This is a genomic window from Amycolatopsis sp. NPDC051716, from assembly GCF_040681595.1.
Taxonomy (GTDB): domain Bacteria; phylum Actinomycetota; class Actinomycetes; order Mycobacteriales; family Pseudonocardiaceae; genus Amycolatopsis.
Genome location: NZ_JBFAZA010000009.1, coordinates 225,556 through 248,101, shown reverse-complemented (window position 1 = coordinate 248,101; position 22,546 = coordinate 225,556). Strand labels below are relative to the sequence as shown.

Below are 22,546 nucleotides of genomic sequence, written 5' to 3'. Positions count from 1 at the left end.
CCTTTCCTTTTGGGGGTTTCCGGTCAGTGGTCTTGGCCGGCGGCGAGCCGCTCGAGGTCCTGCAGGACCCGTTCTTCGACGAGCTCCGCCAGCGCCAGCACGGTGCCGGCGGTGAGCACGTCCCTGGGCGTGATTTCCACGTCGAAGGCGGACTTCGTCATCGACGTGATCTGCAGGCTGCGCAGTGAATCGCCGCCGAGGGCGAAGAAGTTGTCCTCGACGCCGACCCGGTCGAGGTCCAGCGCCTCGGCCCAGATGGCCGCGAGGACCTCTTCGGTCTCGGTTTCCGGGGCCGCGTACCCGGCGCTCTCTTCCGGCGCGGCCGGGGCGGGCAGCGCCCGCCGGTCCAGCTTCCCGTTGGCCGTCAACGGAAGGGCGTCGAGCCGGACGAACGCGGCGGGCACGAAGTGGGCCGGCAGGGCCGCGGCGACGTGCTCCCGCAGCCCGCTCCCCGGATCGGCGCTGCCCGGATCGCCCACGACGTAGGCGATCAGCCGCTGGCCGTCCGCGACCACGGCGGCGTCGCGGACTCCCGGGTGCTTGCGCAGCACCGCCACGATCTCTCCGGGCTCGATCCGGAAGCCGCGGATCTTCACCTGGTCGTCGGCGCGGCCCAGGAACTCGAGCGTGCCGCCGGCGCGCCACCGGACCAGGTCGCCGGTGCGGTACATCCGTGTCCCCGGCGCCCCGAACGGATCGGCGAGGAACCGCGTGGCGGTCAGCCCCGGCCGGTCGAGGTACCCGCGGGCGAGCCCGGCGCCGGAGACGTACAGCTCCCCCGCGACGCCGATCGGCACCGGGCGGAGGGCGGCGTCGAGGACGCGGACGCGGGTGTTGCGGATCGGGCGGCCGATCGGCGGGGTGGCCCCGGGTTCCAGGAGGTCGCTCCAGGTCGCCACCACCGTGGTTTCGGTGGGCCCGTAGGCGTTGATCATCCGGCGGCCCGGTGCCCAGCGGGCCACCAGGTCGGCGGGGCAGGCTTCGCCGCCGACGACCAGGGTGCGGAACGCGGGCAGCTCGACGTCGGGCACGCTCGCCATGGCGACCGGCGGGATCAGCGCGTGGGTGACGCCTTCGTCGCGCAGCACGGCGGCCAGGTGCTCGCCGAGCAGCGGCCCGGGCGGCGGCACGACGAGCGCGGCCCCGGCGGGCAGCGCCATGCACAGTTCCAGCACCGACGCGTCGAAGCTCGGCGAGGAGAACTGCAGCACGCGGTCGCCGGGCCGGACGTCGAAGTGGGCGATTTCGGCTCCGGAGAAGCTCGCCAGCCCGGCGTGGGTGACGACGACGCCCTTCGGGGTACCGGTCGAACCCGAGGTGTAGATGACGTACGCCGGTGCGGTCAACGGCACCGACCGGCTCAGTGGCGCGGCCGGGCCGTGCGCCTCCGAGCCGTCGAGGACGAGCACATTCTCCACCGGCAGCGGCGTCCCCGGCCGGGTCACCACGACGACCGGGTTCGCGTCGGCGAGCATGAACGCGATCCGCTCGGCCGGGTAGTCCGGGTCGACCGGCAGGTACGCGGCGCCGGTCTTCAGCACGGCCAGCTGCGCGACGACGATCTCCACCGACCGCGGCAAAGCGAGCGCGACGATCCGCTCCGGCCCGGCACCGCGCGCGGCCAGCAGCCGCGCCAGCCGGTCGGCACGGGCGTCGAGTTCGGCGAAGGTGAGCCGTTCGTCGCGGGACAGCACCGCGACGGCGTCCGGGGTGCGAGCCGCCTGGGCCTCGATCAGCTCGGTGAGGGTGACCGGCGGGACCTCGTGACCGGTATCGTTGAAGGCCACCAGGACCTCGTCGCGTTCGTCGGCACCGAGGACGTCGAACTCCCGCAGCGGCCGGGCCGGGTCTTCGGAGATCGCCGTCAAGAGGTGCTCGAGCCGCCGGGCCAGCCGCCGGACCGTCGTTTCGTCGAACAGCGCCGGGTCGTACCCCAGGCCGAGCGACAAGCGCGGGCCGGGCGCGGCCACGACGCTGAGCGGGTAGTTCGTCGTCTCCATCGCCTGCAGGTCCCGCAGCCGCACCCCGTGCGCGACAGCGCCGTCCACGTCCTCGGCGGTGACCGGATAGTTCTCGAACACCACCAGGCTGTCGAACAGGTTCCGGCCGCCCTCGACCCCGCTCCAGGCCTGCACCGCGGTCAGCGGCACGTGCTCGAACCGGCGCGATTCCGCCTGCGCGGTCTGCAGGCCGCGCAGCCAGCCGGCCACCGGGGCCGCCGGGTCGGCGGTCACCCGTACCGGCAGGGTGTTGATGAAGATGCCGGTGATGTCGTCGACGCCGGCCAGCCCGGCCGGGCGGCCGGACACGGTGGCGCCGAAGCAGACGTCGTCCTCGCCGCTGTGCCGGGCCAGCAGCAGCGCCCAGGCGCCCTGCACGACGGCGTTGACGGTGAGCCGCTCGCGCCGGGCGAACGCCGCCAGCCGGCCGGTCGCCGCTTCGTCCAGGTCGCGGCTGACCCAGGTCGACGAGCTGGATTCGTGCGCGAACGCGGGGACCCGGTCGTAGGGCAGCGGCGTCGGCTCGGTGACGTCGGCGAGCTCGCGGCGCCAGTACTCTTCGGCGCCCTCGGCGGTCTGGCCGCTCAGCCACGTGACGTAGTCCCCGAACGGACGGCGGTGCGGCAGGGCGGGCGGCGTGCCGTCGCGCAGGGCCGCGTAGGCGGTGCAGACGTCGGACAGCACCTGGAAAACGCTCCAGCCGTCCAGCAGGACGTGGTGGAACGTCCAGACGAGCTGGACGGCGTCGCCCGGCAGCCGGGCCAGCGTGACCCGCACCAGCGGCGCGGCCGCCAGGTCGAACGGCTTCGCCCGGTCGCTCGCGAGCAGCTCGCGCAAGGCTTCCTCGCGGTCGCGGTCCCGCCAGTCGAGCTCGGTGACCGGCACCCGCGCTTCACGGTGGACCACGAGCAGCGGCTCGGGGACGTCCTCCCACACGACGCTGCCGCGCAGGACCGGCGTCCGGTCGACGACGTGCTGCCACGCTTCGGCCAGGAACCGCGGCTCGGCCACGCCGTCGAGGACCGCGGTGACCTGTTCGAAGTAGACGCCCTGGGATTCCTGGGAAAGGCCGTGGAAGACCATGCCCGCCTGCATCGGCGTGAGCGGGTGGACGTCGGCCACGCCGCGGCCGTCGCCGGCGATCCGGTCCACCTGCCGCTGGCTCAGCTTCGCCAGCGGGAAATCGCTCGGGGTGCGGCCGCCCGCGCCAGGTTCGGCGCAGTGCGCCACGGCTTCGCCCAGCGCGGCCACCAGTTCGGCGGCCAGCCGCTCGACCGTGGCGGCGCTGTGCGTGTCGCGTGCGTAGTACCAGGTCAGTTCCAGGGCTTCCCGGTCCACCCGGCCGACGACGTCGAGCAGGTGCGCCCGGCCCGCCCCTTCGCCGACCGAAGAGTCGAGGCTGCCGGCGGCGCCGTCGAGCCGGCCCAGGTAGTTGAAGCTGATCTCGGGCCGCAGCGCGGGCGCGGTCCCGGTCAGGTACCGCAGCGCACCGAAGCCCACCCCGCGGCGGGGCACCGCGCGCAGCTGTTCCTTCACCGACTTGAGCAGCGCGCCCCAGCCGTCGTCGATCCGCAGCGCCACCGGGTAGAGCGTGGTGAACCAGCCGACCGTGCGGGACAGGTCGACGTCGTCGAACAGGTCCTCGCGGCCGTGGCCCTCCAGGTCGATCAGCACGCCGTCGCGGCCGGTCCAGCGGGCCAGCACTCGGCCCAGCGCGGCCAGCAGCACGTCGTTGACCTGCGTCCGGTAGGCAGCCGGGATGTCCTGCAGCAGCGCCCGCGTCAGGTCGGGGTCCAGGCGCGTGGTGACCGTGCCGGTGCCCTCGGCCGCATCTTCGGCGTCGACCGGCAAAGCCGTGTCGATCGGCAAGGCAGGGTCGACGGCGAGCGCTTCGCGCCAGTACGGCAGTTCGTCGTCGAAGCCGCCGGCCTCGGCGTGCGCGGCGAGCCGGTTGGCCCAGTCGCGGAAGGACGTCGTCTTCGGCGGCAGCGGGCCACCGCGGTAGGCGGTTTCCAGGTCCTCCAGGAGGATCCGCCACGAGACGCCGTCGACGACGAGGTGGTTGACCGTCAGCCGCAGGACGGCGGGCGCCAGGAGTTCGGCGGTGAGCAGCGGCCCGCTCGTCACGTCGATCCCGGCGCCGAGGATCTCGGCCGGTTCGGCCGGGGCGTTCTCCTGGCCGCCCCCGGTGAACCGCATGCGCAGGGCGTCGTGGTGCCCGGCCAGGGTGGCCAGTGCCGCGCGCATGGTGTCGACGTCGAACGGCTCGGCGCGTTCGATCCGGACCGACTGGGTGAACCCGTCGGGGTCACCGAAGTCCCCGGCGAAGAACCAGTGCTGGATCGGGGTCAGCGCGGCGGGGCCGGTGACCGGCCCCTGCTCGGCCACGGTGACCGCGGCCGAACCCGCCGCGACGGCCAGCGCGGCGACGGTCTGGTGGGCGAACAGGTCCCGCGGGGTGAGCGCGAGGCCGTGGCGCCGGGCCCGGGAGACGACCTGGATGCTGAGGATCGAGTCGCCGCCGAGCTCGAAGAAGTTGTCCTCGACGCCGACGCCGGGCACGCCGAGCACGTCGGTCCAGACCTCGGCGAGCACGCGTTCGGTGTCCGTGCGCGGTGGGACGTACCCGGCCACCGGCTCCGCCACGGGCTCCGGTAGCGCCCGGCGGTCGACCTTTCCGTTGGCGCTCAAGGGAAGCGCGTCGAGCTTCACGAAGGCCGGCGGCACCATGTAGTCGGGCAGGTCGCGTTGCAGCCACGCCCGGAGGTCGGCGGTGCCCGCGGTGGTGACGACGTAGGCGACGAGCCGCCGGTCCCGCGCGACGACGACCGCTTCGGCGACGTCGGGGTGGGCGGACAGGGCCGTCTCGATCTCGCCCAGCTCGATCCGGAAGCCGCGGATCTTCACCTGGTCGTCGGCGCGGCCGACGAACTCCAGCACGCCGTCGCCGGACCAGCGGACGACGTCGCCAGTGCGGTACATCCGCGCGCCCGGCTCGCCGAAGGGGTCGGCCACGAAGCGTTCCGCGGTCAGTGCCGGCCGGCCGAGGTAGCCGCGGGACACGCCGGCGCCGGCGATGAACAGCTCCCCCGTCACGCCCGGCGGGACCGGCCGCAGCCCGTCGTCCAGGACGTAGGCGGCCATGTTGTCCAGCGGCCGCCCGATCGGCATCGCGTCCGGGACCGCGTCTTCGGGAGCCAGGAAGAACCGGCTGGCGAAGGTGGTCGTCTCGGTGGGGCCGTAACCGTCGACGACGGTCAGCCCCGGGCAGGCCGCCCGCACCTGGCGGACGGCGGCGGCGGGGACGACGTCGCCGCCGGTCCACACCTCGCCGGCGCCCCGCAGGCAGCCGGGGTCCTCCTGCGCCAGCAGGCGGAACAGCCCGGCGGTCAGCCAGAGCGCGGTGACGCCCTGCCCGGCGACGACCTCGCGCACGACGTCGGCGTCCACGTCCCCCGGCGGCGCGACGACCACCCGGCCGCCGTTGAGCAGCGGCACCCACACCTCGTACGTCGAGGCGTCGAACGCCTGCGGCGAGTGCAGCAGCACGCTCCGGTGCGCCTCGCCCGCGAACGATCGGTCGGACGCGAGGGCCACGATGTCGCGGTGGGTCACCGCCACGCCCTTGGGCTGGCCCGTCGATCCGGACGTGTACATCACGTACGCCAGGTTCCCGGGCCGCACCACGGCTTCCGCCGCACCGGCCGGCCCGGTCTCGTCCACGCGAACGACATGTCCATCGTGGACGTCCACATCGGACCGATCGGTGACGACCACGGAAACGCCCGCTTCGGCCAGGACCAGCCGCATCCGGCTCGCCGGGGCGCGCAGGTCGACCGGCACGTACGCGGCCCCGGCCTTGAGCACCGCCAGCTCGGCGACGACGACGTCGGCCGACCGCTCCAGCAGCAGGCCCACCCGGTCCTCGGCGCCGACACCCAGCTCGGCCAGCCGGCCCGCGAGCCCGTCGGCCCGGGCGTCGAGCTCCGCGTAGGTCAGGTCGCCGACCGCCGGAGCGTCCGGCGTGCGGCGGACCTGCTCGGCGAACCGGCTCACCACGGTGGCCTCGGCCACCGGGTGCGCGGTGTCGTTGAACGTCCGCAGCACGCGCTCGCGGTCGCCGTCGGTCAGCAGGTCCAGCTCGCCGACCCGCAGGCCGGGGCCCGCGGCGATGCGCTCCAAGGCGAGCAGCAGCTGCCCGGCCAGCCGGTCGATGGTGGCCCGGTCGAACAGGTCCGGGTCGTGGTCGAAGGTCACCGTCAGCCGCTCGCCCGGCGCGACGACGACGCTGAGCGGGTAGTTGGTCGGCTGCAGCTCGCCTTCCTCGTGCAGGCCGATCCCGTGGGCGGCCACGGCCTCGGTGTCGAACGGGTAGTTCTCGAAGACGAGGATGCTGTCGAACAGCGTGGTGCCGCCGGCCCAGGTCTGCAGCTGGGCCAGGGACACGAAGTCGAACCGGCGCGAGCGCGCTTGGCCCGCCTGCAGCTCGCGCAGCCAGTCCGCCACGGTCTGTCCGTCGTGGACGGTCACCGGGGCGGGCAGGGTGTTGATGAACAGCCCGGCCATCGACTCGACCCCGGGCAGGTCGGCCGGCCGGCCGGACACGGTGGTGCCGAAGACGACGTCGGATTCCCCGCTGTAGCGGGAAAGCACGAGGCCCCAGGCGCCCTGCACGATCGTGTTGAGCGTCAGGCCGGCGCGGCGGGCCAGCTCGCGCAGCCCGTCGGCGGGCGCCGACACCCGGACCGACGCGGCGGACCGGGCGCGGTGGGCCTCGACCGGGCGGCGGTCGAACAGCAGCGGCGTCGGCGTCCGCAGACCGTCGAGCTGCTCGCGCCAGTGCGTTTCGGCGGCCGCGGTGTCCTGCTCACCGAGCCAGCGCAGGTACTCGCGGAACGGCGGGCGGTGCCCCGGCGTCGCGGCGCCCGCGTACCGGGCGCACACCTCGCCGAACACCTGCGCGGCGCTCCAGCCGTCGAGCAGCACGTGGTGGAACGTCCACACCAGCAGGACGTCGCCGCCGGGCAGCCGGGCGAACGCCAGCCGCAGCAGCGGCGCGGCCGTCAGGTCGAAGCCCTGCTCCCGGTCGGCTTCGAGGAACCGCTCCTGCTCGCGGGCCCGCTCGTCGTCGTCCAGTGCCGTCCAGTCGAGCTGGACGACCGGGACCGTGACGGCCCGCTCGACGACCTGCACGGGCTCGTCGAGGCCGTCCCAGACGACGCGGGTCCGCAGCACCGGCGTGTCGGCGACGACCGACTGCCACGCCCGGGCGAGGCGCTCGGGGTCGGTGACGCCGGTCAGCCGCAGCCGCACCTGGTTGAGGTAGGTCCCCGCCGCCCCGTCGACGAGGCTGTGGAAGACCATGCCCGACTGCATCGGGGTCAGCGGGTAGATGTCCTCGACCGTCCGGCCGGTGCCGGCGAGGCGGTCCACCGCGGCCTGGTCGAGGCGGGCCAGCGGGAAGTCCGACGGCGTGCGGCCGCCGGCGTCCGGCCGGGCGCAGTGCCCGGCGATCCCGGTGAGCGCGTCGAGGAGCGCGTCGGCCAGCCGGCGGACGGTGGCCTCGGTGTGCACGCCTGCCGAGTACTGCCAGGTCAGTTCCAGCTCGTCGCCGACGACCGCGCCGATGACGTCGAGCTGGTGCGCGCGGGTCTGCTCGGGGTGCGCGGCGCCGCCCAGCCCGCCGCCGTGATCGAAGCGGCCCAGGTAGTTGAAGCTGATCCGCGGGTCGAGGTGCGGGGCGGTGCCGGCGAGGTGGCGCAGGGCGCCGTAGCCGATCCCCCGGCGGGGAATCGCGCGGAGCCGTTCCTTCGTCGTCTTCAGGGCTTCGCCCCAGTCCGCCCCGGACGACGTCAGCTCGACCGGGAAGATCGAGGTGAACCAGCCGACCGTGCGGGAGAGGTCGATCCCGGGGAACAGGTCTTCGCGGCCGTGGCCTTCGAGGTCGACCAGGACGCGGTCGCGGCCGGTCCAGTCGCGCAGGACGCGGCCGAGCGCGGTCAGCAGGACGTCGTTGACCTGCGTCCGGTAGGCCCCCGGCACGTCGTGCAGCACCGACCGGGTGACGTCCGCGGGCAGCCGCACGACCACCGAGCGGGCCGAGCCGTAGGTGTTTTCGCCGGTCGCGTCGACCGGCAGGGCCGGGTCGGCGTCGATCGCCGCCCAATGGGCGAGTTCGCCGTCGAAGAAGCCGTCGGCCGTGTGGCGGGACAGGGTGCGGGCCCAGTCGCGGAAGGACGTCGTCTTGGCCGGCAGTTCGCCGCCGTCCAGCAGGGTTTTCAGGTCCTCCAGGAGGATCCGCCAGGAGACGCCGTCGACCACCAGGTGGTGGGCGGCGAGCGTCAGCGTCGTGCCGGACAGCTCGGCGCGCAGCAGCGGCCCGTGCTCGAGGTCGATCGTGGCGCCGAGGACGTCTCCGGCGTCCGGGGCGTGGTGCGGGCCGTCGGCGGTGAACCGCAGCCGGAGGGCGTCGTGGTGCAGCTGGAGCTCACGCAGCGCGCGGCGCAGCACCGCCGGGTCCGGCGCGGCGGGCAGTTCCACCGAGACGGACTGCACGAACTGTTCGGGGTGCACCGGCCGCGGGTCGAGGTACCAGTGCTGCACCGGCGTGAGCGGCATCCCGCCGGTCACCGGTTCGGCGTCGGCGACGGCCGCGGCGGGCGCGGCCGGGGTGGCGGCGAGGGCGAGCGCGGCGACGGTCGGGTGGTCGAACACCTGGCCGGGCATCAGGTCGAGGCCGGCCCGGCGGGCCCGGGAGACCACCTGGATGCTCAGGATCGAGTCGCCGCCGAGCTCGAAGAAGTTGTCGTCGGCGCCGACCCGCGCCACCCGCAGCACCTCGGCCCAGATGCCGGCGAGCAGCCGCTCGGCGTCCGTGGCGGGCTCGCGGTAGCCGAGCCCGGACACGAAGTCGGGCGCGGGCAGCGCCCGGCGGTCGACCTTCCCGTTTTCGTTCAGCGGCAAGGCTTCGAGCGGCACGAAGACGGCCGGGACGAGGTAGTCCGGCAGCGAGCGCAGCAGGAATTCGCGCAGGTCCGGCGTCCCGGTCGCGACGACGTAGGCCACCAGCCGTTTGGACCCGCCGTGCTCGGCCGCGACGACAACCGCTTCGGCCACGCCCGCGTGGGCGGTCAGCGCGGTCTCGATCTCGCCGAGCTCGACGCGGAAGCCGCGGATCTTCACCTGGTCGTCGGCGCGGCCGACGAACTCCAGCACGCCGGACCGGGTCCACCGCACGAGGTCTCCGGTGCGGTACATCCGCGCCCCCGGCACCCCGAAGGGGTCGGCCAGGAACCGCTCCGCCGTCAGCGCCGGCTGCCCGAGGTAGCCGCGGGCCAGGCCGGTGCCGGCCAGGTACAGCTCGCCGACGGCGCCCGGCGGCACCGGCCGCAGCCCGTGGTCGAGCACGTACGCCGCCGTGTCGTCCAGCGGCCGTCCGATCGGCAGCACGTCCGGCACCGGCTCGCCCGGCGGCAGCGGGTACCGGGTGGCGAAGGTCGTGGTCTCGGTGGGGCCGTAGACGTCCACCACGGTCAGCCCGGGGCACGCGTCCGACACCTGCTGCACCGCGGCGGGGCGCACCACCTCGCCGCCCGTCCACACCTCGCGGACGCCGCGCAGGCAGCCGGGATCCTCCTGCGCCAGCACGCGGAACAGCCCCGCGGTGATGAACAGCCCGGTCACGCCGTGCGTGGTGATCACGCGGCGCAGCACGTCGGCGTCGATGTCCCCCGGCGGCGCGACGACCACGCGGCCGCCGCTGAGCAACGGCACCCACATCTCATACGTCGACGCGTCGAAGGCCAGCGCCGAGTGCAGGAGCACCGTCTGGTGGGCGGGGACGGCGAAGGACCGCTCCCGGGCCAGTGCGACGATGGCCCGGTGACTGACGGCCACGCCCTTGGGCGTCCCCGTCGACCCCGAGGTGTACATGACGTACGCCAGGTTTTCCGGCCGCAGCACGACATCCGGCGTCTCGGACGGTTCGTCGCCGGTTTCGCCGATGGTCACCACCGGTCCACTGTGGACGTCCTGGGCGAGTGCCCGGCCGGCGTCGTCGGTCACCAGCACGCGGACCCCGTCGAGCAGCGCCGTCAGCCGGCTGCGGGGCGCACGGGCGTCCAGCGGCAGGTACGCGCCGCCGGCCTTGAGCACGGCCAGTTCGGCGACGACGACGTCGGCCGAGCGGCCGAGCAGCAGCCCGACCAGGCCGTCGCGCCGCGCCCCGAGGTCGAGCAGGCGGTGGGCCAGCCGGTTCGCGCGAGCGTCCAGTTCCGCGTAGGTCAGGGTTTCTTCGCCCGTGACGGCGACCGCGTCGGGGGTGCGGCGGACCTGCTCGGCGAACAGGGCGGGCACGGTCGTTTCCGGGTACTCCTGCGTGGCACCGTTCCCTTGCGACAGAACGGCTTGCCGCTCGGCGTCGGCGAGCATGCGCAGCCGGGCGAGCGGCTCGTGCGGGCGGGTCGCGAGCTCGGACAGCAGGGTCTCGAGGTGCCCGGCGAACCCGGCGACCGTCTCGGCGTCGAACAGCTCGGGGTCGTAGCCGAACAGGAACTCCAGGCGCTCCTCGCCGGGATAGGCGACGACGCTGAGCGGGTAGTTGGTCGTCTCCACGCCCCGCAGGTCGCGCAGCCCGAGCTCCGCGGTGACCGGGTAGTTCTCGAACACGAGCAGGCTGTCGAACTCCCCGCCCCAGCTCTGCAGGCGCGCCAGGGAAAGGTGGTCGAACCGCCGGGCTTCGGCCTGGGTCTCCTGGAGACCGCGCAGCCAGTCCACGGCGGCCGCCCGCTCGTCGACGTCGGCGACGACCGGCAGCGTGGTGATGAACATGCCGGTGATCTCCCCGGCCCCGGGCAGTTCGGCGGGCCGCCCGGCGACCGTGGTGCCGAAGCAGACCTCCGGCCGGCCGGTGTGGCGGGCCAGCAGCACCGCCCAGGCGCCCTGGACGAGCGTGTTGAGGGTCAGCCCGTGGCGCTGCGCGGCGGTGCGCAGCGGCCCGGCGGGCAGCTCGATCCGCAGCGAGGCCGTCGACTCGACCGGGTGCCCGTCGGCGACGCGGTCGGTACGCAGGCGGGCCTGCTCGGGCCGCCCGGAAAGCCGGGCACGCCAATAGCTTTCCGCTGCCGGCTGGTCCTGTTCGGACAGCCACCGGACGTGGTCGCGGAAGGGCCGGCGGGCCGGCAGCGGGCGCCCGGCGTGCGCCGCCGCGACGTCGGAGAGCACCTGGAAGAGGCTCCAGCCGTCCAGCAGCAGGTGGTGGAACGTCCAGACCACGCGGACCTCGGTTGCCGAGACGCGCGCGAGCAGCAGCCGCATCAGCGGCAGCGCGCCCAGGTCCAGGCCGGCGTCCCGGCCGGCCGCCAGCACGGTGTCCAGGTCCTCCGGGGCGGACGTCCAGTCCCGGAGCTCGACGGGCAGGGTGACCTGCCGGTGGACCACCTGCACCGGGGCGTCGAGGCCGTCCCAGACGACCCGGGTGCGCAGGACGGGCGTCCGGTCCACCACCCGCTGCCAGGCGCGGGCGAGTGCCTCCGGGTCGGGGACGTCGCTCATCACGAACGTCACCTGCTGGAGGTAGGCGTGCCGCCCGCCACCGGTGAGCCGGTGGAACAGCATGCCGGCCTGGGCCGGGGTGAGCGGGTAGATGTCCTCGACGTCGCGGCCGTCGCCGGCGAGCCGGTCCACCGTGGCCTGGTCGAGCCCGGCCAGGGGGAAGTCCGACGGCGTGCGGCCGCCGGCGCCCGGCTCGGTGCAGTGCGTGACGATCCCGGCCAGCCGGCGGACGAGGTCGTCGGCGACCGTGCGGACGGTGGCCTCCTCGTGGAGCTGGTCCGAGTAGAACCAGGTGATCTCCAGGCGGCCCTCGGCGACCCGGGCGACGACGTCGACAGCGTGCGCACGGACGTCGGCGGGGTGCTGCGAGAGCTCGAGTTCCCGCTCGATCCCTTGGTACAGCTCGCCTTCGACCTCGAAGCGGCCGAGGTAGTTGAAGCTGAGCCGGGGCGTCACCGCCGGCGCGGTCCCGGCGAGGTGGCGCAGCACGCCGTAGGACAGGCCGCGGGCCGGGATCGCACGCAGCTGCTCCTTGACGGACTTGAGCAGGGTCGCGATGTCACGGTCCGGGACGTCGAGCGCCACCGGGAACATCGAGGTGAACCAGCCGACCGTGCGGGACAGGTCGACGTCGTCGAACAGGTCCTCGCGGCCGTGGCCTTCGAGGTCGACCAGCACCCGGTCGGCGCCGCTCCAGCGGCGTAAGGCCCCGCCGAGCGCGGCCAGCAGCACGTCGTTGACCTGGGTGCGGTAGGTGCCCGGGACGTCCTGCAGCAGCGCCCGGGTCAGCTCGGCGTCCAGCCGAGTGGTGACCGTGCGGGTGCTCGCCACCGTGTTGGCGCCGTCGGTGTCCAGCGGGATCTGGGTACCGTCGACCGCCCGCCAGTACGGGAGGTCGCCGGCGAAGTCGTGCTCGGCGAGCCGGTTCGCCCAGTCCTGGAAGGACGTGGTCCGGGCACTCAGCTCGCGCCCGTGGTAGGCGTGGCCGATGTCCTCCAGCAGGATCCGCCAGGAGACGCCGTCCACCACCAGGTGGTGCACGGCCAGGCGCAAGGTCGTGCCCTCCAGGTCCGCACGCACCAGCGGGCCGTGCTCGATGTCGATCTCCGCGCCGAAAACGTCGACCTCGGCGGGCTCGGCGTGGAACTGCGTCCAGCCTTCGGTCGTCTTGCGGAAGCGCAGCCGCAGGGCGTCGTGGTGGGCGACGACGGTGTTCACCGCCGCGCGCAGCCGGTCTCCGTCGACGTCGTCGGCGAGCCGGACGCTCAGCTGCTGGACGAAGTGGTCCGGGTCGGCCGGATCGGTGTCGAGGAACCAGTGCTGGATCGGCGTGACGACGACGTCTCCGGTGGCCGCGGGGCGCTCGGCCACCGGCTCGGCCACCCCGGCCGCCGCGGCGAGCGCGGCGATCGTCTGGTGCCGGAAGACGTCCTTGGTGGTGATCCGCAGGCCGGCCTTGGCCGCCTCGGACACCAGCCGGATGCTGAGGATCGAATCGCCGCCCAGCTCGAAGAAGTTGTCCTCGACGCCGACCTCGGGCAGCCCGAGGGCATCGGCCCAGATGGCGGCGAGGAGCCGTTCGGTCTCGGTGCGCGGCGCGACGCGGGTGGTGCCGCCCGTCCAGTCGGGGGCGGGCAGGGCGCGCCGGTCGAGCTTGCCGCTGGGGTTGAGCGGCAGGCGGTCGAGCGGGACGAACGCCGACGGCACGAGGTGCGCGGGCAGCGACGCGCCGAGGAACTCGCGCAGGCCGGCGGGCGCCCCGGGCACGACGTAGGCGACCAGCCGCTGGTGCCCGCCGTCGGTGCGCGCGACCACCACCGCTTCGGTGACGTCCGGGTGCTGCCGCAGCGCGGCCTCGACCTCGCCGGGCTCGATCCGGAACCCGCGGATCTTGACCTGGTCGTCGGCGCGGCCCAGGTACTCCAGCTCACCGCGGGTGGTCCAGCGCACGACGTCGCCGGTCCGGTACATCCGGGCCCCCGGCTCGCCGAAGGGGTCGGCCACGAACCGGCCGGCGGTCAGGCCCGGCCGGCCGAGGTAGCCGCGGGCCACCCCGGCGCCGCCGAGGTGCAGTTCGCCGGGCACGCCGACCGGAACGGGCCGCATGCCGCGGTCCAGGACACAGGCGCGGATGCCGGCGATCGGGCGGCCGATCGGCGGGGTGCGGTCGGTGTCGTGGTACCACGCGGTGGCGTACACGGTGGACTCGGTGGGCCCGTAGATGTTGGCGATCCGGCTGCCGGGCAACGCTTTCCGGATGTCGAGCAGCGCGTGCCGCGTCAGCGCTTCACCGGCCAGGACCACAGTGGACGGCCGCACCGACACCGCGCCCTGGGCCAGCAGCTGGGCGAACGCCGAGGGCACGCCGCTGACCAGGCCGACCGGCCGGCCGGTGTGCTCGCCTTCGCCCAGGGCCAGCACGTCCCGCACGATTTCGACGGTGGCGCCGGTCATCAGCGGCGCGAAGATCTCGAACACCGAGACGTCGAAGTTGAGCGACGTCGAAGCGACCACGGTGGACCCGGGGCGGAAGACGTCTTCGAAGTCGGTTCCGGCCCACGCCATCAGGTTCGCGGCGCTGCGGTGGGCGACCACGACGCCCTTGGGACGGCCGGTCGAGCCGGAGGTGTGGATCACGTAGGCGGGGTGGTCCGGGTTCGTGGCGCGGCCGAGCGGCGCGGCGGAGGCGCCGTCGAACAGGGCCGGGTCGTCGAACGCGAGGGCGGGGACGGCGCCGGGGCCCCGGCCGTCCGGGGTGAGCAGCAGCGCCGGGCCGGCGTCGTCGAGGATCAGTTCCTGGCGGTCGGCCGGGTAGGCCGGATCGACCGGGAGGTAGGCGGCGCCGGACTTGAGCACGCCGAGCAGCGCCACCAGGATCCGTTCGGTGCGCGGCAGGGAGACGGCAACGAACCGCTCGGGCCCGGCGCCCCGCCCAGCCAGCACCCGGGCCAGCCGGTTGGCCTGCTCGTCGAGCTCCCGGTAAGTGAGCGAGCGGTCCTCGCAGACGACCGCGACCGCGTCCGGCGTGCGGGCCGCCTGGGCCTCGAACAGCTGCGGCAGCGTGGCTTCCGGCGCTTCGAGCACCGGCCCGCGGGACAGCCCGGCCAGCTGCGCCAGCTCGGCGTCACCCATCAGCGGCAGCTCGGCCACCGGCCGGTGCGGCTCGGCGACCACCGCTTCGGCCAGCACCCGCAGGTGCCCGGCGAAGCGGTCGATCGTCTCGGCGTCGAAGAGCGCGGTGTCGTACTCGATGGCGACACTGCGGCCCTGCGGCTGGAACTCCAGCACCAGGTCGAACCGGGCCCGGGGGCGGGGCAGATCGTGCTCGCCCAGGCGGAGGGCGCCCGCCTCCCGGGGCCGGACGAGGTCCTGCTGCAGCACCAGCAAGACCTGCACCAGCGGGGTCCGGCTCGGGTCACGGGCCGGCCGCAGGTCGTCGACGACCTGGTCGAAGGGCACTTCGGCGGCGGCGAAGGCCGCCAGTGTCGTTTCCTTGACCCGGCCGAGGAAGGCGTCGAACGGCTGGGCCGGATCGACCGCGGACCGCAGGACAAGCGTGTTGACGAAGAACCCGGCGAGCCGCTCGAGCTGATCGTGGTCACGGCCGGACACCGCGGTGCCGATGGCGACGTCGTCCTGCCCGGTGTAGCGGGACAGCAGCACCTGGACGAGCGCGGTCAGCGTGGTGAACAGCGTCGCGCCGGTGTCGTGGCCCAGTTCGGCGAGGTTTCCGGCCAGCTCCGCGGGCAGCGCGTACCGGCGGATGGCGCCCTCGCCGGCGCGGACGGGCGGCCGGGGCCGGTCGGTGGGCAGGTCCAGCGGTTCGAGACCGGCGAGCTGCTCGCGCCAGTACGCCAGCTGCCGCTCGCGCAGCGGCCCGGCCAGCCGGTCGTGGTGCCAGCGGGAGTAGTCGCGGTAGCCGATGTCCAGAGGTGCGGGCTTCTCCCCCGCGTAGAGCGTGGCGAATTCGTCGACGAGCAGGCCGACGGACCAGCCGTCGGTGATGATGTGGTGCTGGCAGAGCAGGAGCAGGTGGTCGTCCGGGCCACGGCGGATCAGCGTGGCCCGCGTGAGCGGCCCGGCGGCCAGGTCGAAGGGACGGTCCAGTTCGGCCGCGAGCTGCGCGTCCAGGTCCGCTTCGGCGTCGGCTTCGCGCAGCGGGATGGTGCCTTCTTCGGCGACGACCTGGACGCCCTCGCCGTCGACCGTCCGGAACGTCGTCCGCAGCGACTCGTGGCGCGCGGCCAGCCCGTCCAGCGCGGCGAGCAGGGCGTCGCGGTCCAGCGGGCCGGAGAGGGTGAGGCCGACCCCGGCGTTGTATTCGGTGCTGCCGGGGTTCTGCTGGTCGAGCACCCAGAGGCGGCGCTGGACCGGCGAGAGCGGCACCACGGCGTCGTGGGGCACGGGCTCGATCCGGCCGGCCGGGGCACTGGATCGAGCCGGCAGCAGCTCGGCGAGCTTCGCGATGGTGCGGGCGTCGAACACGACCCGCGGGGACAGCTCGGCGCCGAAGCGGGCGCGGATCCGGGCGAGCGCCCGCGCCCCGAGGATGGAGTCGCCGCCGAGTTCGAAGAAGTCCGCGTCGACGCCGATGTCCGGTACGCCCAGGACGTCGGCCCAGATCTCGGCGAGGGCCCGCTCGGCCGGGGTGCGGGGCGCGGTGTGCGCGGCGCGGACCTGGGCCTGCCAATCGGGTTCGGGCAGCGCGTCGCGGTCGAGCTTGCCGTGGTGGGTCAGCGGCATCGCCTCGAGCACGACGAACGCGGCCGGGACCATGTACGGCGGCAGCCGGTCCGCCGCGGCGGACCGCAGCTGCGCGGGATCGGCGTCCCCGGCGACGTAGGCCACCAGGCGTTTCACGCCGGGCTGGTCCTCGCGGGCGACGACGACCGCCTCGCGGACCCCGTCCTGCTCGCGCAGCAGCGCTTCGATTTCGCCCGGTTCGATCCGGAACCCGCGGATCTTGACCTGGTGGTCGGCCCGGCCGACGAACTCGAGCTCGCCGTCGCCCTCGCCCTCGCCGGTCCGGCGGACGACGTCACCGGTCCGGTACATCCGCGCACCCGGCTCGCCGAACGGGTCGGCCACGAACCGGCTCGCGGTCAGCCCCGGCCGGTCGAGGTACCCGCGGGCGAGTTCCGGGCCGGCGAGGTAGAGCTCGCCGGTGGCCGCCGGGCGCAGCGCCTCGTCGAGCACGTACGCGGTGGCCTCCGGCAGCGGGTGGCCGATCGGCGGCGTGCCTCCGGGGACGAGGGGGTCGCTCCAGGTGGCCACGACGGTGAATTCGGTGGGACCGTAGGAGTTGATCATCCGGCGGCCGGGCGCCCAGGTCCGGACCAGTTCGGGCGGGCAGGCGTCCCCGCCGACGATCACCGTGCGGAAGTCCGGCAGCGCGGCCGCGTGCCCGGCGGACAGCGTGGCCAGCGCGACGGGCGGGATGAGCGCGTGGGTGATTCCGTGCTCGGCCAGGACGTCCGCGAGCCGGTCGCCCAGCAGCGGCCCGGGCGGCGGCACGACCAGCGCCGCCCCGTGCGGCAGCGCCATGCCGAGCTCGAGGATCGAGGCGTCGAAACTCGGTGAGGAGAACTCCAGGACCCGGTCGCCGGGCCGCACGTCGTACTGCTCCCGCATCGCGGCGAAGAAGCCGGCCAGGCCGCGGTGGGTGACGAGCACGCCCTTGGGGACGCCGGTCGATCCGGACGTGTAGATGAGGTAGGCCGGGTGGTCGACGTGCAGCGGGCGCGTCCGGTCGGCGTCGGCCGGGTCGGTGTCGGGCAGGCCGTCCAGCAGACCGGGTTCGCCGAGGTCGAGGGTGGTGGCTTCGGTGCTCACTTCCCCGCGGGTCAGGACGAGCACGGGGTCGGCATCGGCGAGCACGAAGGCGAGCCGTTCGGCGGGCTGGTCGGGGTCGACGGGCAGGAAGGCGGCACCGGCCTTGGCCGCGGCGAGCTGCGCGACGACGAGGTCGGCCGACCGCGGCAGCACGAGCGCGACGACCGTTTCCGGGCCGGCGCCGTGCCGGATCAGCAGCCGCGCCAGCCGGTTCGCCCGGGCGTTGACGGCAGCGTAGGTCAGCGTGCCATCGGCGCCGGTCAGCGCCGGTTCCGCCGGGGTGCGGGCGGCTTGGGCCTGGAACAGTCCGGCGAGGGTGCGCGGGGGGACCGATCTGTCGTCGTCAGCGGCAGGAACCGAGACGTCGTATCGCGGCATTGCTGGGAACCTTTCGAGCACGGGTGAGGTCAGCGCAGGGCCATCCGGGCGCTGGGAGATGACACGCAGGTGGGGCCCGCGACCAGGGAAATCGCGATAAAAGGCGGCCGGAACCGGGCGTTCCACCCACCTCGGCCACCGGCTTTTTGCCACTCGTTCAACAGATCGCCCTGGCGTGCCACACACCGGGCGAACCCGCAGGAACGAGGGCGAGACACATTGATCCTTTCCAGCGTGCGGCCACGCGGCAACGTCCGGAAACAGTTCCGATTTCGACGGCACCCCCGCTGAGCCGATTAGGCACCAGCGACCGTCGAACGCGCGCGACAACCAGCGTTCTTCGTGCAACAGGTCCGGTCATCCGGCAGTCAAGTACCCCCAAGACCAGCCGGATTGGCATCACGCTACCTAGTGAACGCGTAGCTCGTACCGCCGAACGGAGCATTACCGAAAATTGCCAAAAATCGCCTCGGTTTACCCGGACAGCGAGTAGTACGGCGTCGATTTCTGTTCACTCTTCTGCCGGAAAATGTTACCTCGATTGGGAGGTTTGACTTTACGGCAGAGCGCTCACCTGGGAAGACGCAGCGTCACTCGGGTGACGATCGGGGCGCGAGGGCCGAAGTAAGCGACTTTCCAAGATGTGCTTCAGCTTACGGGACGTCACCCGATTGGCGGGTAACACGGAAGAGGCGGCCGCATCGGTGAAATGATCGATCACACAGATCCTTCACGAGTCCCGGCAACCGGGGCAAAGTCGACTTGGAATGCGATGGTGCCTGATTGCCCCGGGGGTGAACAGCGTTCAACTGGGGTGGGGTGTCGGTCGGGGTCGGCTGGGGGAAGTTAGGCCGGGGCCGGGGAGGGTGAGGGCGGTGACATGGGGCTGGGGACGGGCCGGCGGCCGCGGCGATGGCGATGGGCACGGCCGCGGGTCACCGGCAGCCGCAGCGATGGCCATGGGCGCGACCGCGGATCATCGGCAGCCGCGGCGATGGTCATGGACGCGACTGCGGGTCCACCGACAGCCGCGGCGATGGCCATGGGCGCGGCCGCGGGTCAACCCATGGCACCGCCTCGACCATCCCGGCCGTGGGTTCGGTCCGGCTCGGCCGGGCTTGGCTGCTTCGGGCGCGACCGGGGCCGCGCTGACGGAGACGCTCGGCCAGACCCGCCGACAGATGCGGTCCGGCTCAGCCGCCCCTGCCGCTTCGGGCGCGACCGGGACCCGCTCTGCCGGAGACCACCCGATCAGACCCACCGGCAGAGCCGATCCAACTCGACCGCCCCTGCCATTTCGAGCGCGACCGGAACCCGCGCCGACGGAGACCACCCCGACCGGACCCGCCAGCGAATCCAATCCCAGCTCAATCGGCCCCGCCGCTTCAAGCGCGATCGGTAGCCGCCCTGCCGGAGACCAGCCCGACCAGCGCCGCCGGCGGACCCGGTCCAGCTCAGCCGGTCTCCCGTCCGCCCGCATGGCAGCGAGCCGCTGCCGCCGCCGACTCGTGAGCCCAGCCCAGCGCGGCGAGCAGCGCCACCGCCGCCCGGCGGCCTCGGTCGCCCGCCTGCCGCCCGCGCCATGATCAACACCGGTCGGCACCGGCGAGCGGCGGCCTCGGTCGCTCCCCCACGGCCCGCGCCATGATCGACACCGGCCGACCCCGCGAGCACCGGCGAGCAGCGGCACCCTCCGGCAGCCTCGGTCGCTCGCCCACCGCCCCGCCATGACCGACCCCAGCCGACACCGCGGACACCGGCGAGCGGCGGCCTCGGTCCCTCGGTCCCTCGCCCACCGCCCACCGCCCACCGCCCACCGTCCCCGCCATGATCGACCCCGGCCGACCCCGCAAACACCGGCAAGCGGCGGCAGCCTCCGGCGGCGGCAAGTGCACCAGCCACCCCCATCCCCGCCGCCGGCCACGAACCCGGCGAGCCGCAGCAGCCACCAGCACCATCCCACCTCAGCGAGGCAAGCCGCCCACAGCCGTCCCGACAGGGCGAGCCCGCACCACCCCTGCCCGGCCCTCGGCGACCTCCGCCGCTCGCCGCCGCCCCCATGATCAACCCCGGCCGGCACCGGCAGGCGCCGCGCCCCCGGCCCGGCCCGGCCACAGGCGGCCGACGTCACCCATCCGACCGTGTCACCCACCCCGATCGGCGCCGGAGCGAGCACGGAACGGCACCGCCCGGCAGCGGCCACCCACCCGTCCCAGCCGACCCGCCGCGGCCCCCACCTTTCCCGAATCCCGGGTTCCGAACCCACCCGCCACCGCCCACCCCCCGGCGAGCATTTCGGGAACACCTTCCCCACCGAACCGAAAACCGCCAGGACAGCCACGACCACCACCCGTAGCCCGGCAAGACCGCACCTGTCCGGAAAGGACGTCCACAATAGACCGAAGGCTACCCGCGCCAGGATCGCCGCCGCGGTGTCACGCCCGACCCGTCGGTAACCCGACCGAAGTCGTTCTTCACCCATTGAGGCGACACCTCCCCCATTTCCGAACCCCCGCCGGCCTTGCGCCAACCACCCGCTTCCTGCCCCGATGCGGGCAATTACGCCGAACGGACCCCGGGCCGTTTACCCGCGAGTTGAATTCCCTTTCGGGCCGGTTGTGGATACACTTCGCGGCGAACGCTGCGCATTGTGCTGTTCGCGTTCTCGAGCGCACATCCACCGGAGGAGCACCCAAGTGGCCCAGAAAGTCTCCGTCGAGATCCTCGACGACATCGACGGCAGCACCGCCGCCCAGACCGTCCAGTTCAGCCTCGACGGCGTCACCTTCGAAATCGACCTTTCCGACCGGAACGCCACCGCCCTCCGGCACGAACTGGCCCGGTACATCGGCGCCGGCCGGCGGGTGGGCGGGCGCAAGGTCCGGGTGGCCGGCGGCCAGTCGACCACCGCCTCCGATCGCGAACGCAACCAGCGGATCCGGGCCTGGGCGAACGCGAACGGCTACGACGTCTCCGAGCGGGGCCGCCTCTCCTCCGAAGTCGTCGCCGCCTACGAGCAGGCGCACGACGCCGACACGGAATCGTCAGTGTCGTCGCCGCGAAAGCGCGCTCCGCGCAGGAAAGTCGCCGCCTGACTCCCGATTACCGCAGGTTTTGCCGCCCGGAAGACGTGCGGAAGACTCGCGGAAGACTCTTTCTCCGCCGAATCGGCGCACCGTCGAACTCGGGCGCCGAACAGGAATGTCCGAGCACCCGGACCGGCGATGCGGCCGGCGCCGGGTGCTGCGATCGCAGGTGGACTGTCGTCGGCTGTCCGCTTCCGGGAGCGCAGCGCCTGATCGGCTCTTGTGGTCCAGACCCCGGCGCCCTACGGTCGGCGGGGTCCGGGTCGTCGCGGGGAGGAGCCTCGGGTGCTGGGAACCGTTCTCGCGAGCGCACTTCTGCTGACCGGCGCCGCACCGGCCGTGGCCGACGCCGGGTGGACGCCGTCGCCGATCGTCTGGGCCGCCTGCCCGGATGACCCCGACAGCCCCACTCCGCCGGACGGCGAGTGCGGCACGGTCCGGGTGCCGCTGGACTGGAACTCCCCGGGCGGGCCGACGATCACCCTCGCGGTCGCCCGGCACCGCGCCACGGATACCGCACACCGCCTCGGCGTGCTGCTGGCCGATTTCGGCGGTCCCGGCTCGTCGAATGCGGAACTGGCCGTGACCCCGGGTGTGTTCAGCCCGGAGGTCGAGGCCCGGTTCGACGTCGTGGGCTTCGACGTGCGCGGAACCGGCCGCAGCGAATTCATCGAATGCCCTGACACGGGCCGGCCGCCGGGCGACGAGCCTGCCGGCCCGGCCGAGTTCGCCGCGCTGCTGAAGTACCGCGAGCAAGCGGTTTCCGCCTGCCGCGCCCGCAACCTCCCCGTCTTCGACCACGCCGACACCGGCGCCAACGCCCGGGACATGGACGCGGTCCGCCGCGCGCTGGGCGAAGCGCGGATCAGCTTCTTCGGCATCTCCTACGGCACGCTGCTCGGCCAGCAGTACGCCGAACAGCACGGGGACCGTCTGCGGGCCATGGTGCTCGACAGCTCCATCGACCACAGCGCCGGGATCGAGCGGTTCCTCGGCGACCGGGCCGCCGCCGCGGACGACGCGTTCCGCCAGTTCGCCGCGTGGTGCGACCGGACGACGACGTGCGCGTTGCACGGCCAGGACGTCTACGCCGTCTGGCAGAAAGCTCTCGCGGTGACCGCCGGAACGCCGGCGCAGAGCGAGCTGCGCGGCCGGGTGCTGCAGGACATGTACCGCCCGGTCTGGGACGACCTCGGCCAGGCGATCGCCGACGCCGCCGCCGGCAATCCGCCGATGACCGCCCAGTTCTCCTACAACTACGACTCGATCCGCCTGGCCGTCGTCTGCCAGGACTTCGACCTCCGGATCCGGAGTTTCGCGCAGTACTCGGTGTTGCACGCCGAAGAGCTGCGCCGCGGGCCGCTCATGCGCGGCAGCACGTTGAGCCACGGCGAAACGATGGCGTGCCTGGGCATCCAGGGGCCGCCGTCGAACCCGCCGCACCGGCTGAGCATCCCGCGAGCGCCGCGGATCCTCCTGCTGAACTCCCGCCACGACCCGGCGACCCCGTACGCCTGGGCCCTCGCCATCCACCGCCAGGCCCCGGCGAACACGACGTTGCTGACGTACGAGGGCTCGGGCCACGGGGTCTTCGAGAAGAACGCCTGCACCCGGTCGGCGGTGGACCGCTACCTGCTGGCCCTGGCGGCACCGGAGCACGACGTCAGCTGCCCGGCCTGACCGCTCGCAGGTGGAGCG

At 73.7% G+C, this 22,546-nt stretch carries 3 protein-coding genes; 2 read left to right on the top strand and 1 reads right to left on the bottom strand.

All coding sequences use genetic code 11. From position 1 onward, the window contains the following. Nucleotides 1-23: 23 nt before the first annotated feature. Nucleotides 24-17,762, bottom strand: a complete 17,739-nt coding sequence (locus AB0M30_RS15220) for a non-ribosomal peptide synthase/polyketide synthase (protein ID WP_364584419.1) — start codon at nucleotides 17,760-17,762, stop codon at nucleotides 24-26. A gap of 2,696 nt (nucleotides 17,763-20,458) precedes the next feature. On the opposite strand from AB0M30_RS15220, the gene AB0M30_RS15215 reads away from it, so the two are divergent. Together AB0M30_RS15215 and AB0M30_RS15210 are read left to right on the top strand one after the other, a co-directional pair. Continuing rightward, complete coding sequence (locus AB0M30_RS15215) at nucleotides 20,459-20,857, top strand: Lsr2 family protein (RefSeq protein WP_364584417.1); 399 nt, start codon at nucleotides 20,459-20,461, stop codon at nucleotides 20,855-20,857. Between the two features lie 276 nt (nucleotides 20,858-21,133). After that, nucleotides 21,134-22,528, top strand: a complete 1,395-nt coding sequence (locus AB0M30_RS15210; protein ID WP_364584415.1) for an alpha/beta hydrolase — start codon at nucleotides 21,134-21,136, stop codon at nucleotides 22,526-22,528. The last annotated feature ends 18 nt before the right edge of the window (nucleotides 22,529-22,546 follow it).